General features: G+C 59.3%; 12 protein-coding genes and 1 tRNA gene. 6 read left to right on the plus strand and 7 right to left on the minus strand.

Annotation, left to right across the window (positions count from 1 at the left end):
- Positions 1 to 10: 10 nt before the first annotated feature.
- Complete coding sequence (gene mce / locus J7399_RS01875) at positions 11 to 415, minus strand: methylmalonyl-CoA epimerase (protein ID WP_209083807.1); 405 nt, start codon at positions 413 to 415, stop codon at positions 11 to 13.
- Positions 416 to 588: 173 nt separating this feature from the next.
- Here mce and J7399_RS01880 point away from each other — a divergent pair, with 173 nt between their 5' ends.
- The gene (locus J7399_RS01880) at positions 589 to 1,317 is read left to right on the plus strand and encodes a response regulator (protein ID WP_209083808.1); all 729 of its coding nucleotides are present in this window, start codon (positions 589 to 591) and stop codon (positions 1,315 to 1,317) included.
- Between the two features lie 87 nt (positions 1,318 to 1,404).
- Here J7399_RS01880 and J7399_RS01885 read toward each other — a convergent pair whose 3' ends face one another.
- The 5 genes from J7399_RS01885 to J7399_RS01905 form a co-directional block, all read right to left on the minus strand.
- Positions 1,405 to 2,121 (minus strand): GNAT family protein, encoded by a 717-nt coding sequence (locus J7399_RS01885; RefSeq protein ID WP_209083810.1) that lies wholly within the window; start codon positions 2,119 to 2,121, stop codon positions 1,405 to 1,407.
- A gap of 144 nt (positions 2,122 to 2,265) precedes the next feature.
- Entirely contained in the window at positions 2,266 to 4,122 is a 1,857-nt protein-coding gene (aspS, locus tag J7399_RS01890) for an aspartate--tRNA ligase (protein ID WP_209060975.1), read from the minus strand.
- Between the two features lie 92 nt (positions 4,123 to 4,214).
- Positions 4,215 to 4,862 carry a CPBP family intramembrane glutamic endopeptidase gene (locus J7399_RS01895; RefSeq protein ID WP_247742697.1) on the minus strand — a complete coding sequence of 216 codons (648 nt, stop codon included), beginning with the start codon at positions 4,860 to 4,862 and terminating at the stop codon, positions 4,215 to 4,217.
- Between the two features lie 103 nt (positions 4,863 to 4,965).
- On the minus strand, positions 4,966 to 5,610 hold the full coding sequence (locus tag J7399_RS01900; RefSeq protein ID WP_348539419.1) for an aminotransferase class IV family protein: 645 nt from the start codon (positions 5,608 to 5,610) through the stop codon (positions 4,966 to 4,968).
- Positions 5,565 to 6,692: an aminodeoxychorismate synthase component I gene (locus tag J7399_RS01905; protein WP_209060977.1), complete on the minus strand. Its 1,128-nt coding sequence runs from the start codon at positions 6,690 to 6,692 to the stop codon at positions 5,565 to 5,567. The genes J7399_RS01900 and J7399_RS01905 overlap by 46 nt, the downstream gene beginning before the upstream one ends.
- Before the next feature lie 199 nt (positions 6,693 to 6,891).
- On the opposite strand from J7399_RS01905, the gene carB reads away from it, so the two are divergent.
- The 3 genes from carB to J7399_RS01920 all read left to right on the plus strand — a co-directional run bounded on the left by carB (position 6,892) and on the right by J7399_RS01920 (position 12,664).
- Complete coding sequence (gene carB, locus J7399_RS01910; RefSeq protein WP_209083815.1) at positions 6,892 to 10,233, plus strand: carbamoyl-phosphate synthase large subunit; 3,342 nt, start codon at positions 6,892 to 6,894, stop codon at positions 10,231 to 10,233.
- A gap of 125 nt (positions 10,234 to 10,358) precedes the next feature.
- Positions 10,359 to 11,612: an Hsp70 family protein gene (locus J7399_RS01915; RefSeq protein ID WP_209083817.1), complete on the plus strand. Its 1,254-nt coding sequence runs from the start codon at positions 10,359 to 10,361 to the stop codon at positions 11,610 to 11,612.
- An 83-nt stretch (positions 11,613 to 11,695) separates the two neighbouring features.
- Positions 11,696 to 12,664 (plus strand): hypothetical protein, encoded by a 969-nt coding sequence (locus J7399_RS01920; protein WP_209083819.1) that lies wholly within the window; start codon positions 11,696 to 11,698, stop codon positions 12,662 to 12,664.
- Between the two features lie 204 nt (positions 12,665 to 12,868).
- Here J7399_RS01920 and J7399_RS01925 read toward each other — a convergent pair whose 3' ends face one another.
- The gene (locus J7399_RS01925) at positions 12,869 to 14,098 is read right to left on the minus strand and encodes an acyl-CoA dehydrogenase family protein (protein WP_209083821.1); all 1,230 of its coding nucleotides are present in this window, start codon (positions 14,096 to 14,098) and stop codon (positions 12,869 to 12,871) included.
- A 222-nt stretch (positions 14,099 to 14,320) separates the two neighbouring features.
- Between J7399_RS01925 and J7399_RS01930 the strand changes: the two genes are divergently transcribed.
- Both J7399_RS01930 and J7399_RS01935 read left to right on the plus strand, forming a co-directional pair.
- Positions 14,321 to 14,395 (plus strand) — tRNA-Gln (locus J7399_RS01930).
- 110 nt (positions 14,396 to 14,505) lie between these two features.
- Complete coding sequence (locus tag J7399_RS01935) at positions 14,506 to 15,909, plus strand: DUF6538 domain-containing protein (protein WP_209083822.1); 1,404 nt, start codon at positions 14,506 to 14,508, stop codon at positions 15,907 to 15,909.
- The last annotated feature ends 84 nt before the right edge of the window (positions 15,910 to 15,993 follow it).

Below are 15,993 nucleotides of genomic sequence, written 5' to 3' on the forward strand. Positions count from 1 at the left end.
TGTGGTTTGATCAGACCTGTTCAAGCTCGACAAGGCAGCCGTTGAAGTCCTTCGGGTGCAAAAACAGCACCGGCTTGCCATGCGCCCCGATCTTGGGCTCTCCGCTGCCCAGAACCCGCGCGCCTGTCTCTTTCAGATGGTCACGCGCCGCCAGAATATCATCAACCTCATAGCAAACGTGGTGAATGCCGCCTGACGGGTTCTTATCAAGGAAGCCATTGATAGGACTGTCTTCTCCCAGCGGATAAAGCAGTTCGATCTTGGTGTTTGGCAGCTCGATGAACACCACCGTCACCCCGTGATCCGGTTCGTCCTGCGGCGCGCCCACCTTGGCCCCAAGCGCATCACGGTATTGCGCGCTCGCAGCCTCCAAATCGGGCACAGCAATCGCCACGTGGTTCAGTCGTCCAATCATTTTTGTCCTCCATGGATCGCTTTGGTCCCGCTCACCGCTGTTATGGGATTTGCATCGCGCGCGCGCAAGCGGCAGGGCGTCGCGGTGGCGATTAACGCTTCGTTAGTCATGTGCTGGCTAGCCTGAGTCCATGTGAATGTTTCAGTTAGTTTGCTTCGTTGAGGATTTCAGCCATGAATGACCAGTCCCCATTCTCCCCATTGACCTCGCCATCAGCCGCGCGGCCGCTTCTGGGTATGACCGTGCTTGTGGTCGAAGACAGCCGCTTCGCTTCTGATGCTCTGCGGCTCATGTGTGTCCGCTCCGGCGCCCGCATCCGCCGCGCAGACTGCCTGACTTCCGCCCGCCGCCACCTGCAAATCCATCTGCCCACGGTGATCATCGTGGATATGGGCCTGCCGGACGGTTCTGGCGCGGAACTGATCGAAGAACTGCACCATGCCTCCCCACGGGTCGAGCTGATCCTGGGGACATCGGGCGATGATTTTGCCGAAGACAGCGCATTGGCTGCAGGTGCAGACGGATTTATCGCCAAACCTTACGGCAGCCTGTCCTCTTTCCAGCAGGCCATCCTGTCTCGACTGACCGAAGGCTACCGCCCCACCATCGCGCGCATCGCTGACAATGAGGCCATCCAGCCCGATCCGGTCGCGCTGCGCGATGATTTGATGCACGCGGCTGACACCCTTCAGGAAACGCCCGAACAGGCTCTCAAGGACGGTGTGGTGGACTATGTGGCGCAATTCCTGGGCGGCATCGCGCGCAGCTCGGAGGATGCATCCCTGCTGAGCGCCGTGCAAGCGGTGGAGCGTGCCCGCAAGGCGGGTCAAATGCCAACCGCAGATGTGGCCCATCTCACCGGCGTGGTGCAGGACCGGCTGGCGCAAACCGCCACCATCTGATCTCCCGCCACCTCGCGTTAAACCCAAAACGCCAGCGGGGCATGAAAGCGTCACTGCGACAATGCCCTGCCCAGACGATCTGGGAGGTTAGCCCAGCGTCGGATCTCCGCTCGCACGCACCAATCGCGTCAAATCGCTCAGACGCTCTTTCTGCTGCCCTGCCGCATCAAAGTTGCTCGGAGAGAGCCAGACATCAAACGTCGCCTTAAGCGCGGGCCATTCCTGATCGATGGCGGCAAACCACGCGGTGTCCCGGTTGCGCCCTTTGTAGACCAGCGCCTGACGAAACACGCCTTCATAGCTGAAACCCAGCCGCTGCGCTGCGCGCCGCGAAGGCGCATTCAGCGCGTCACATTTCCATACATACCGTCGATATCCGGCCTCAAAGGCCCATTGCATCATCAGAAACATCGCCTCCGTCGCCGCAGGCGTGCCCTGCATCATTGGTGCGAAGTTGATATTGCCCACCTCAATGGACCCCGCTTCCGGTGCGATCCGCAGATAAGAGGCAACACCTGTGAACGTCCGATCCGCTTTGCTGTAGATCGCATAGAAGAAATGATCGGGGTTCGCGACCGTCTCCCGCACCCAGCGATGATACTGGGCTGAGGAATGAAACGGCCCATACGGCATGTAATCCCAAACCCAGTCATCAGACTGATAGGACCGATACAGTAACGCCGCATGCGCCTCCGCATTCAACGGCTCCAGCCGCACATAACGCCCCTCCAAGACTGCCCCTGTTGGGCGGGGTGGCGCCTGCCAATCCGGCACGGCGAATCCAACAGGTCTTGGCTCAGTCATTTGGCATTCCTTCGTTTCCCGAAGTAGTGGCACAGCGCCCAGACTTGGCCAAGCCTTTGTTCACATGCCAGACGACTGAGGCCACAAAAGAAAAGGCCGCCCTCACCTTCGTGAAAGCGGCCCTTTGCAAGTCTATAGCGCGGATCACTCCTGCGGGATCACCCGCAGACCCAGCTCCATAAGCTGATCGCTGGAAGGATCGTTGGGCGCGTTCATCATCAGATCTTCGGCGCGCTGGTTCATCGGGAACATCATGACTTCGCGGATGTTCTGCTGATCTGCCAGCAACATCACGATGCGGTCCACACCAGCCGCACAACCACCGTGGGGTGGTGCGCCGTAGGAGAAGGCTTTGTAAAGCGCACCAAAGCGCTCTTTCACTTCCTCTTCGCCGTAACCGGCAATCTCAAACGCCTTCAGCATGATTTCCGGCTGGTGGTTCCGGATCGCACCAGAAACCAGCTCATAGCCGTTACACGCCAGATCGTACTGATAGCCTTTGACCGCCAGCGGATCGCCGTTCAGCGCATCCAGACCGCCCTGCGGCATGGAGAACGGGTTGTGTTCAAAGTCGATCTTGCCGGTCTCTTCGTCTGCTTCATAGATCGGGAAGTCCACGATCCAAGCAAATGCAAAGCGATCTTCGTCGATCAGACCCAGCTCTTTGCCAATCACGTCACGCGCACGGCCCGCAATCTTTTCAAAGGCCTTTGGCTTACCGCCGAGGAAGAAGGCCGCGTCGCCCACGCCCAGACCCAGCTGCTGGCGGATCGCCTCGGTGCGCTCAGGGCCGATGTTCTTGGCCAGCGGGCCAGCGGCTTCCATGCCACCTTCCACTTCGCCAGATTTCAGCTTGGCTTGCGCCTCTTTCACCGAAATGCCCAGCTCCTGCGCCACGCTGTCTGCAGTCTTGTCGCGCCAGAAGATATAGCCCATGCCCGGCAGGCCTTCGCCTTGGGCAAATTTGTTCATACGGTCACAGAACTTGCGGCCACCACCGGTTGGCGCCGGAATGGCGCGCACTTCGGTGCCTTCCTGCTCCAGCAGTTTGGCAAAGATCGCAAAGCCGGAGCCTGCGAAGTGCTCGGATACCACCTGCATCTCAATCGGGTTGCGCAGGTCAGGCTTGTCAGAGCCGTATTTCAGCGCCGCTTCCGCATAAGGGATCTGCGGCCAGCTCTCTGGCGCGTCCACCTTGCGGCCACCGCCGAACTCTTCAAACACACCGGCCAGAACAGGCGCGATGGTGTCAAAGACGTCCTGCTGCTCCACAAAGGACATCTCCATGTCGAGCTGGTAGAAGTCGGTCGGGGAGCGGTCAGCGCGCGGGTCTTCGTCACGGAAGCACGGCGCGATCTGGAAATACTTATCAAAGCCCGCAACCATCATCAGCTGTTTGAACTGCTGTGGCGCCTGCGGCAGCGCGTAGAACTTGCCCGGATGCAGACGGGACGGCACGAGGAAGTCGCGCGCACCTTCTGGCGAAGACGCTGTAATGATCGGGGTCTGATACTCGCGGAAGCCCTTGTCCCACATGCGCTTGCGCATGGAGGAAACCACATCAGAGCGCAGCACCATGTTTTGCTGCATCTGCTCACGACGCAGGTCGAGGAAGCGGTATTTCAGGCGGGTCTCCTCAGGATACTCCTGATCGCCAAACACCATCAAAGGCAGCTCGTCTGCCGCGCCGAGGATCTCCAGATCGCGCACAAACACCTCAACCTCACCGGTCGGGATCTTGTCGTTGATCAGGTCTGCGTCACGCGCTTTGACGTTGCCATCAATGCGGATACACCACTCGCTGCGCACCTTCTCCATTTGAGAGAAAACCGGGCTGTCCGGATCGCAAAGCACCTGCGTGATGCCAAAGTGATCGCGCAGGTCGACAAACAGAATACCGCCGTGGTCACGGATGCGGTGCACCCAGCCAGACAGGCGGACGGTCTCGCCCACGTTGGATTTGTTCAGGTCGGCGCAGGTATGGCTGCGATAGGCGTGCATGTGCGGCCCCTCTTTCAGGGTGAAAAACAATGTTCGCGCCGATACACCTTTTTGAGGCCATAAAGTCAAGGTCCGCGCCGCGCGAAATGGCGCTAAAACGGCCGCACAACGTTGCCGGAGTAGAAAAACACACCCAGCCCCATGAGAAAGATGATGTTGCCCGCAATCGCATGCATCAGCACCGCCAGAGGAAAAGAGGCACGCTCTTTGTAGGCATGGGCAAAAATCACCCCGCCCACAAAGGTCATGATGGCCACGACCCAGCTCCAATACATCAGATGCGCCAGCGCAAAGAGCCCCGCATTCAGCCAGATCGCTGCCCAACCGTTTGGCAGGATCGCTTTATAGCGGCGAAAGAACAGCGGGCGAAACACCAGCTCTTGCGGCAGTGCGGACACAAAAGGATAGAAGATCAGGATCACCACCATCAATTGCGGCTCGTTCCTCATGAGAAAGAACAAGGCCTCCGGTGCAAACAGCATCGTCACCGCAAAACAGGCCGCAAACATCAGGGCCGTATAGATCAGCATCTGCCGCAGCTTGATTTCCGCCATCCCCTCGCGCAGCGCCCGCCAGCGAAAGCCCGGCGTCAGATGCAATAGAAGGATCCCAAGCGCGGTGAGCGCAAAAAGCGCGGAGAACATCACCGTGGCCGGCAGCAACGTGGCAATCAGCACCGGCGCAAGAACAAACAGGATCAGAAACTCGGCCCAAAGCCGGTTGGTGTTTTGTACGGGCAAACTGCTGTCCTCAATTGGTTTTGTCCGGAGAGTTGCGCGCGCATGTTTCAATTTCAAGACAGCATGAGGGCTGGCATCGCCGCCGCAAGCCTCAGGCCCGCGCCTATTTGACCACCGCCGGGATTTCCCCGCGCAGCGCATTTGTCAGATGCAGCGCTTGCGCCGAGAACAAATCCGCCTCACTCAGCACCGCTTCGCGCAGCGCCCCCGCCTCAATCAAACTCTGCCGATACACGCCCGGCAAACAACCCGACGCAACCGGCGGCGTCAGCCGAACACCGTCCTCCATGGTCAACACCAGATTGGTGATGGTGCCCTCACACAGCTCGCCGCGCTCATTGAAAAACAGCCACTCCTGCACACCCTCAGGCAACTCCGCCCGCGCTGCATCATAAAACGCACGCCGCGTGGTCTTGTGCTGCAAAAGCTGATCCGCGGAGGACAAACGGTCCGGATGTATCCGGCACACCCAAGGCTTTGTCGCCGCCGCCGGCATCTCTGCGGTGGTGATCTCCACATCCCCGGCCGCACCCAATGTCAGACGGCAGCGCAAATCGGTGGTCGCCTCCAGAGCCTCAACCGCGCGCAGAACATCTGTTTCAGAAAAGGCAAAGCCCAGCGCCTGCGCCGAGTGTTTCAGCCGCGCCAGATGCAGGTGCAGCCGCGCCACGCCCGCCCCCGGCACAAAGCGAAAGGTCTCAATCAGGCGGGTTCCGGCTGGAACGTCTTGGCAAAGCGGGCTTTCCACAGCGCTTCCTCATATTCATCAGGCGCCTTGCTGTCCCAGACAACACCGCCGCCCACGTTCAACACAGCTTGCCCGCCTTCAAGCAGCATCGTGCGGATCGCCACGCTGAACTCAGAGCTGCCGTCCGGCGCTGCCCAGCCAATTGCACCACAGTAGATCTCACGGGGCCACGGCTCCAGATTACGCAGAATCTCCATCGAGCGCAGCTTTGGTGCGCCGGTGATTGATCCGCAAGGGAACAGCGCCTGCAAAATATCGGCAAGCTGCGCGTCTTCCTGCAACTGCGCCTCAACGGTGGAGGTCATCTGATGCACGGTCGCATAGCTCTCCACCTCAAAAAGCTGCGGCACCTTCACGCTGCCCGGCTGCGCCACACGGCTGATGTCATTGCGCAAAAGATCCACGATCATCAGGTTCTCGGCGCGGTTCTTCTCGTCCTGCGCCAGCCACGCCTTACGACGTGCATCCTCTGCCGCGTCTTCACTGCGGGGCTGCGTGCCCTTCATCGGGCGTGTCTCAATCCGGCCCGCCGCATCGGTGCGGAAAAACAGCTCCGGCGAACGCGACAGAATTGTCGGCAGACCCGCCTGTTTGATCAGCGCCCCATGCCCAACCGGCTGACGCGCCGCGAGCGCGGCATAAAGCGCCTCGGCATCCCCGGACACAGCTGCATCCATCGGAAACGTCAGATTCGCCTGATAGATATCGCCAGCACCGATGTAGCCATGCACCCGGTCAAACGCCGCACGGTAGGTGGCCGCACTCCAGCGCGGCGCAAATGCGCCCAAATCAAACCGCGCATCTGTGGAAAGCGCCTTGGCCGCCGTTGGCGCGCGAAACACACCAAACTGCATCAAAGGCAGTCGCCGCGCCTTGGGCAGCATCCGGCGCAGACGTGACTCCAGCACATAGCCAAGCTCATAGCTCACATATCCTGCAAGCCAGAACCCTGCCGCCTGCGCCTGTCTCAGCACATCAAAGGCCAGATCCACCTCATGTGGCTCCGTCACCGAAATCACATGCTCCGCCGCATCAAACAGCGTCGCATGCCCGTTTGGCCCGTGATCAAAGCGAATCTGCACCTGTATCCCCTGTCGGCGAAAGTTGTCTTTTGGTCATATACGGCGCATTTTGGCAAATGACAGTGGTGAAAGCGGCAGATCATGACAAAATCCCGCTCCCCCGGTGATCCCTCTTGCACGTTGCCGCCTGATGCGTATAACCCACGACAATTTGCGCATTCGGCGTCTCCCACCACGCCCTTCTAGCCCGAGGTTTATCATGCCAAAAAGAACCGACATCTCCTCGATCATGATCATCGGGGCCGGCCCCATTGTGATTGGTCAGGCCTGCGAATTTGACTACTCGGGGGCGCAAGCGTGTAAAGCGCTGCGCGAAGAGGGCTACCGCGTTATTCTGGTGAACTCCAACCCGGCAACCATCATGACCGACCCCGGTCTGGCGGATGCCACCTACATCGAGCCGATCACGCCGGAAGTTGTCGCCAAGATCATCGAGAAAGAGCGCCCCGACGCGCTCCTGCCCACCATGGGCGGTCAGACCGGCCTCAACACCTCGCTTGCGCTTGAAGAAATGGGTGTGCTCGACAAATTCGGCGTCGAGATGATCGGCGCAAAACGCGACGCCATCGAAATGGCCGAAGATCGCAAACTCTTCCGCGAAGCCATGGACCGTCTGGGCATCGAAAACCCACGTGCCTCCATCGTGACCGCACCTAAGAAAGAAGACGGCTCCGCTGATCTGGACGAAGGCATCCGCCTTGCACTGGAAGAGCTGGAAAGCATCGGCCTGCCTGCCATCATCCGCCCGGCCTTCACGCTTGGCGGCACCGGCGGCGGAGTGGCTTACAACCGCGAAGACTACATCCACTTCTGCCGCACCGGCATGGACGCCTCCCCGGTGAACCAGATCCTCGTGGATGAAAGCCTGCTGGGCTGGAAAGAATACGAGATGGAAGTGGTGCGCGACAAAGCGGACAACGCCATCATCGTCTGCGCCATCGAAAACGTCGACCCGATGGGCGTGCACACGGGCGACTCCATCACTGTGGCCCCTGCGCTCACGCTGACGGACAAAGAATACCAGATCATGCGCAACCACTCGATCAACGTGCTGCGCGAGATCGGCGTGGAAACCGGCGGCTCCAACGTGCAATGGGCGGTAAACCCAGCCGATGGCCGCATGGTTGTGATCGAAATGAACCCACGTGTGTCCCGCTCTTCGGCACTGGCCTCCAAAGCGACCGGCTTCCCGATTGCCAAGATCGCAGCGAAGCTGGCGGTGGGCTACACGCTGGATGAGCTCGACAACGACATCACCAAAGTGACACCTGCGTCCTTTGAGCCAACCATCGACTATGTCGTCACCAAGATCCCGAAATTCGCTTTCGAGAAATTCCCGGGCTCCGAGCCGCATCTGACCACCGCGATGAAATCCGTGGGCGAAACCATGTCCATTGGCCGCACCATCCACGAATCCATGCAAAAAGCACTGGCTTCCATGGAAAGCGGCCTGACCGGCTTTGATGAGGTCGAAATCGAAGGCGCGGATGACAGTGCCGAAGGCAAAGCCGCGGTGATCAAAGCGATCAGCGTCGCCACCCCGGATCGCCTGCGCACCATCGCGCAAGCTATGCGCCACGGTCTGACCAACCATGAGATCCACGGCGTCACCATGTTTGACCCATGGTTCCTCGATCGCATCCGCGAAATCGTGGACGCCGAAGAGGACGTGCGCAAAAACGGCCTACCGGTCACCGAAAAAGAGCTGCGCGTGCTTAAAATGCTCGGCTTCACCGACGCACGTCTCGCAAAACTCTCTGGCCGCGATGAAGACAACGTGCGCCGCGCCCGTCAGAACCTCGGCGTGACCGCCGTGTTCAAGCGCATCGACACCTGCGCCGCCGAGTTTGAGGCACAGACCCCTTACATGTACTCCACCTACGAAACCCCAATGATGGGCGAAGTGGAATGTGAGGCGCGCCCGTCGGAGCGCAAGAAAGTTGTGATCCTTGGTGGTGGTCCGAACCGCATCGGTCAGGGCATCGAGTTTGACTACTGCTGCTGTCACGCCTGCTACGCGCTGACCGAGCAGGGCTATGAAACCATCATGATCAATTGCAACCCAGAGACCGTGTCCACCGACTATGACACCTCTGATCGTCTGTATTTTGAGCCGCTCACCTTTGAACACGTGATGGAAATCCTGCGCGTTGAGCAGGAAAACGGCACTCTGCACGGCGTGATCGTACAGTTCGGCGGCCAGACCCCGCTGAAGCTGGCAAACGCGCTCGAAGAAGAAGGCATCCCGATCTTAGGCACCACGCCGGACGCCATCGACCTTGCCGAAGACCGCGAGCGGTTCCAGGCGCTGGTCAATGAGCTGAAGCTGAAACAGCCGAAGAACGGCATCGCCTCCACCGACGCCGAAGCGCTTGCGATTGCAGATGAAATCGGCTTCCCGCTGGTGATCCGCCCCTCCTACGTTCTGGGTGGCCGCGCCATGGAAATCGTGCGCGATATGGGCCAGCTGGAGCGCTACATCGCTGAGGCGGTTGTGGTCTCTGGCGACAGCCCTGTTCTGCTCGACAGCTACCTCTCCGGCGCAACCGAGCTGGACGTGGACGCGCTTTGTGACGGCAAAGACGTGCATATCTCCGGCATCATGCAGCACATCGAAGAAGCCGGCGTTCACTCCGGCGACTCCGCCTGCTCGCTGCCGCCCTACTCGCTCTCCAAAGAGACCATCGCGGAAATCGAGCGTCAGACCCGCGCCCTTGCGCTGGCCCTCAACGTGGTTGGCCTGATGAACGTACAGTTCGCTGTGAAAGACGGCGAAATCTACCTCATCGAGGTGAACCCACGTGCCTCCCGCACCGTGCCGTTTGTCGCGAAATCCACCGACAGCGCGATTGCTTCCATCGCTGCGCGCATCATGGCAGGTGAAAAACTCGCGGACTTCCCCAAACGTGCCCCTTACGTGGAACTCGACGCCACCAAGGATCAGCCGATTGCGGATCAAATGACGCTGGCGGACCCGAACATGCCTTGGTTCTCCGTGAAAGAGGCCGTGCTGCCATTTGCCCGCTTCCCGGGCGTCGACACCATCCTCGGCCCGGAAATGCGCTCCACCGGCGAAGTCATGGGCTGGGACCGCAGCTTTGCACGCGCCTTCCTGAAGGCACAGCTCGGCGCAGGCATGGAGCTGCCCACCTCCGGCAAGGCCTTCATCTCGGTCAAAGACGATGACAAGACCGACGCCATGGTCGAGGCGGCCAACATCCTGATCGAACTGGGCTTCTCTGTGGTGGCCACCGCAGGCACCGCCACATGGCTGAGCGAACAAGGCGTAGATTGCACCAAGGTGAACAAAGTCTATGAGGGCCGTCCAAACATCGTGGACCACCTCAAAGACGGCGACATCTCTCTGGTGATGAACACCACCGAAGGCGCACAAGCCGTCAACGACAGCCGCGAGATCCGCTCCGTGGCGCTGTTTGACAAGATCCCCTACTTCACCACCGCCGCCGCCTCCAACGCAGCAGCACGGGCCATGAAAGCCCGCGAAGAAGGCGACCTGGAAGTGCGTTCGCTGCAAGGGTGAGCAGCGCCTGCACCTCAAACATTCTCCAGAAGGGCGGCTATTTGGCTGCCCTTTTTCTTTGCCTTGACAGGCGCTTGCCCGCTCCCTAAAACCCGCGCCTTTCCCTGCCGAGCGGAGACCGGACCATGAGCACCAAACCACACACTTTGGGCATCGACTTTGGCACCTCAAACTCCGCCGCGGGGCTGATGGTGGAGGGTACCCCGCACCTCATCACCTTTGGGGTCGGTCAGACCACCCTGCCCACCACCTTCTTCTTTGACTACGACAGCCGCGCCACACTTCTGGGCCAGCCCGCCAATGATGCGCTCCTTGAGGGCGAAGAAGGCCGCTTCATGCGCGCGCTCAAGCGGGTGCTCGGCACCACGCTCATGCATGAAAAGCGCCAGATCCTGAACGAGCGCGTGACCTTTGTGGAGATCATCGCCCGCTTCCTGCGCCACATCAAACATCAGGCCGAAGCCCAGACCGGCCACAGCTTCACCCACGCCATCTCCGGCCGCCCGGTGGTCTTTCACGGCAACGATGACCCGCGCGAGCAACAGGCCGAAGACGACCTGCGCGCCTGCTACCTCGCCGCCGGGTTTTCCGAGGTCACTTTCCTCTCTGAACCCGAAGCCGCAGCAATTGCCTGCGGCGCGCACGAACATCGCGGTGAAACCGGCCTGATTGTCGACATCGGCGGCGGCACCTCGGATTTCTCTGTATTCCGCACCACCGACACCGGTGTGGAAATCCTCGCCAACCACGGCATCCGCATCGGCGGCACCGACTTTGACCGCGCGCTGAGCTTTCACCATGTCATGCCGCTGCTGGGCAAAGGCTCGCCCCTGCGCGACACCTTTGGCAAAGGCACGCTTCCAGCTCCCAACGCAATCTTCCACGATCTCGCCACCTGGGAGAAAATCCCCTTCCTCTACAACGCCCGCACCCGCCGCACCGTGGAGGATATGCTGCGCCAGGCGGAAGAACCGGAAAAGCTCACCCGCCTTGAAACCGTGCTGCGCGATGAGCTCGGCCATGAGCTGGCCTTTGATGTCGAACGCGGCAAAATCGCCGCCAACAACGGCGACGCCAATGCCAAGATCAGCCTCTCAGAAATCGAGCGCGGTCTTGAGCAGCCGGTGAGCGGCGAAATTCTCACCGCGCTCCTGTCCGATCACGCCAAACAGCTGCACGTGGCCGCTGAAGACACCCTCGCTATGGCGAATTGCACTCCAGCAGACATCGACCGCGTGATTTACGTTGGCGGCTCAAGCCTCCTGACCGTGGTGTCTGGCACTATGAAGACCGTGTTTCCGGACGCAGAGCACACCTTTGCCGAGGTCTTCACCGCCGTGGCAGACGGGTTGGCGCGGGCCACAGAATTGCGCGGCTGAACAGGGCTTAGCAAAACCGACACGCCAGCCTCCCCCTCCCAGTAAGCTCTTGACCTAAGCGCGAAAGCGCCAAAGCTGGCCATATGCCCAGCGCCCCGCCATCAGACGCATCGGTCGCCCATCTCGCCATGCTCCGCCCCGGCACGCCCCTCTGGATGCGTGACCCGCGCCGCACGCCCGTTCGGCTCATCAGCGTCCGCGCGGACATCGCAAGCTTCACGGTGGAGGTGCGCGCCTTCGAGGACTCCGGCGCGCGCTGGACCTTTCCGCTTTGGCAGGCCGAGAAATTCCTCTGCGCGCCAACCTCCCCCCAGCTGCCGCAGGCTCAGATCAACGAACTCGAAGCCGCATGCACCCGCCTCAATCAGCCGCTGCACATCCCGATTGACACAGCCAGGCGCGCGGCCACCGAAATCCGGCTGCAACGCCTCACCGCAGAAGCCAGCGACTGGCTGTCCGCCAGTGGCCACCTCGCGGACTCCACAGCAACGCCCGAAAACTTCTCGGCCTTCACCAACCCCAAGGCGCTGAGCAACTGGCTCCGCCATCATAACGTCCTTTCGCTGGAACAAGACATCGCCACCCGATACGTCAGCAATCCCCACGCGGGCGAAACCATCAAGGCCCACCGCCTCGCACTGGCAGAGCTTGGCCTTTGCCCCTATGACGGCCGCATCCTGCGCGATACTGAGGAGCTCTCCGGCGACAAAGCGCTCCCACATCGCATGCGCCACATCCTCGCCCGTCTTGCTTACCTGCGCGCCGCTTTCACACATCTCGGCACGTCCCAAGTGCTTCTGTACCGCACCATCTACTCAGACAGCCCTCTCACCGCCCCGCGCAACACCGGCTTTGTGTCTGCCACCTTCAGCCTCGCGGTTGCCCAGCGCTTTTTGAAAGACGGTGCCACCAAAGCCCACAGCGCCCTGCTTTCACAGCACGTCCCGGTGACCCGGCTTTTTATGACCCATCTGGAAACGCCCCAAATGCGCGCGCCCCACACAGAAGCCGAAGCCCTCCTGCTCTTTGATCCCAACGCCTCCCCATTCTGAGTCGGTACGAGATCATCGCAATGCATGCTTCTCATTCGTCAAATAACCTGGGGGCTTGGGGGCTGGCCCCCAATCAGCACCGCCCCCTCCCCAAACACCCGTAACCCAATGAAAAAGGCGCAGCCTCCCGGGCCGCGCCTTCCAAATTCCCTCCGATCAAACACCGCCGTCATGCAACCGCAGGTCTGATACAGAAACGTGGTGTCAGACCTTTTCCTGCGTGTACTGACGCAACTCCTTGCGCGCCACCTGACGGCGGTGCACCGCATCCGGCCCGTCAGCCAGCCGCAATGTGCGCACATGTGTCCAGGCCTGCGCCAGCGGGGTGTCCTGTGAAATCCCGGTGCCGCCGTGCATCTGCACCGCTTCATCAATCACCTTCAGCGCCACATTCGGGGCCACCACCTTAATCTGACTGATCCAGGGCGCAGCAGCCCGGGCATCCCCCTGATCCATCATCCATGCAGTTTTCAGACACAGCAGCCGCGCCTGCTCGATCTCCATCCGGCACTCGGCGATGATGTCGTAGTTCGCCCCCAGATGCGCCAGCGGCTTGCCAAAGGCTTCCCGGCTCAGCGCGCGTTTACACATACGCTCCAGCGCCACCTCTGCCTGCCCGATCGCACGCATGCAGTGGTGAATGCGCCCAGGCCCAAGCCGCCCCTGCGCGATCTCAAAGCCCCGACCTTCGCCCAGCAGCAGATTCTCCGCCGGCACGCGCACATTGGTGAATTTGATGTGCATATGCCCGTGCGGTGCATCATCCTGCCCATAGACCATCATCGGGCGCAGAATCTCGATGCCCTCGGTGCCCGCAGGCACCACAATCATCGACTGCCGCTTATGCACAGGAAGCTCCTCGCCCCCGGTTTTCACCATCACGATATAGACCTTACAGCGCGGATCTCCGGCACCAGAAGCCCAGTATTTCTCACCGTTGAGCACATAATCATCGCCATCGCGCACACAGGACATGGACACATTGGTGGCATCCGAACTCGCCACATCCGGCTCTGTCATCAAATAAGCAGAGCGAATCTCCCCATTAAGCAGCGGCTTCAGCCACCTGTCTTTCATGGCCTCCGTGCCATAGCGCTCAAACACTTCCATATTGCCGGTATCCGGTGCGGAGCAGTTGAACACCTCCGCCCCCAGCGGCGTCTTGCCCATCTCCTCGGCAAAAAACGCATATTCCACGGTGGAGAGCCCGAATCCCTTGTCCGAATCCGTCAGCCAGAAATTCCACAGTCCACGCTCTTTGGCCTTGGCTTTTAACCCTTCCAGAATCTCCGCCTGCCGCGCGGTATAGGCCCAGCGGTCCTCTTTGCCGATCTCCGCATGGTACTCCTCCTCCAAAGGTATGACCTCATCACGGATCATCTCTTTGACCTGCGCCAACAGGGCCTCATTCTCCGGCCGCATTCCCAGGAACATTGGCTCTCTCCTCTCTATCGCTTTGCCCCACCATGTCGTCGCGCCTCCCCCTTTGTCCACGACAGGCGCTGCGAAATGACGCGAGGTCTTCAAAAACCCAGTGTTTATTGGGTGCGCATTCTTTCGCGAAAATTTTTTGTACCGAGTGGCAAATTTTTCGCCAAAAAGCTCATTTCGGGTCTTGCACCTCCCAGCCGCTCTAAGTAAATACCGCCACACAGTTGGGGTGTAGCCAAGTGGTAAGGCACCGGTTTTTGGTACCGCGCACCGTAGGTTCGAATCCTACCACCCCAGCCAACCTTCACGTTTTCCCTTGAAAATCAGGTGGTTGTCAGCCCTCAGGGTTGGTTTTGTCACACACAACTGTCACACATCCGCTTGTGTGGCACGACTAGGAGGGCGTGTATATGGCCGCAGACTTTTTATTGAAGCGTGGTAAAATGTATCATTTCAACATGCGGGTGCCGGATGACCTTCGCGCACATCTTGGCAAAGACCAATGGCGCTATTCGCTCAAGACCAAGGATCGACAAGAGGCCATAAAGTTAGCCAGACAGCATGCGGCAGACAAAGACCGGATGATAGCTGAAGCACGCGCCGCCATGGGTGGCCCAGCCAAGGGCAGTTATCTGCTTAAACTTGATCCTGATTTGCCTAAGCCAATGGCGATGACAGTTGGCGGGTTCGTTTATCCGTTCGGCGCACCACCTGCACCAACGCCCAGCGCACAGCAGGATCAGACCATTGCCCATGATCTTGCAAAGTGTCTGTCTGTGGTGAAGGATCGAGTTATACAGGAGAAATGCTTAGCTGAAGCGTCGCTCAAAGACTACAATGTAGGTGTCAGACGCTTTGTCGAAGTGGTCGGTGACAAGGACGTGCGCCTAATCACACGCTCGGACATAGAACAATTCAAATTTGCACTTGTGAAAATGCCGTACACGCGCCGCCCGAAAGTACTCAAAATGAGTGTGCAAGAGCAAATCAAATGGGCCGACGAAAACGATTCAAAACGGATCGGCACGCCAAGCGTCAACAAGTACTTGATCGCGATTCAGAGCATTCTAAATCATGCGCATGATCGGACAGCAATTTTCGAAGGTGTGAAGGGATGGCGCTCTCCTGTGAAAGGATTCATCGACGCAAAACCCACAGTCAAACAAGACTCTGAAGAAGACGATGGCAGACGGCCATTCACTGCAGAAGAAATAAGACGTTTGTTCGATCCCGAAGGAGACTTCGAAGAGAACTTTGTGAAGGGACAAACAACACGCCGCTGGATGGCGCATATCATGCGATGGACAGGTCTCCGTCTTGGAGAAACCGCCCAGATTAGAGTCTCAGATATTCAAGTTACCGCCAAAGGCACCCACTTTGTCAAAGTGACAAATCGAGAACAAGCGCAGTCTGTTAAGCGCGAGGCGTCACGTCGGCACATGCCGCTACATCCTGAGTTGATCGCTCTGGGCTTGTTAGATTTTGTTAACTCCATCAAAGAGAAGCATGGTGAGGACGCATGGCTTTTTCAGGACCTAAATCATTCGAGTAAGAAAGAACGTGCAAAGCACATCAGCAAAGCTTTTCTTCGATGGGCGAGAAAGAAACCTTATATCACCGACCCCGAAAAGTTAGGCACTCACTCCCTGCGTCATAGCTTCAAGACGGCGGGATTCGGGCGAGTCTCGGAGGGGATTCTGAATGCAATGTGTGGTCACGCCACGTCCGATCCTGCCACTGCGACTTACATCAAAACGGTTCGATTTGATGCAGATCGGCTTTGGGAAGAAGGGCTAAGGAAGATGCCTCTATGAACAGTAGCGAGATTTCAAATATCCTAGGTGGGAAAATGGATTAGTAGAAACGAGTCGAGTGATACATAGTCCGCCGACATCGCG

The organism is Shimia sp. R9_1, from assembly GCF_017743775.1.
Classification (GTDB): domain Bacteria; phylum Pseudomonadota; class Alphaproteobacteria; order Rhodobacterales; family Rhodobacteraceae; genus Shimia.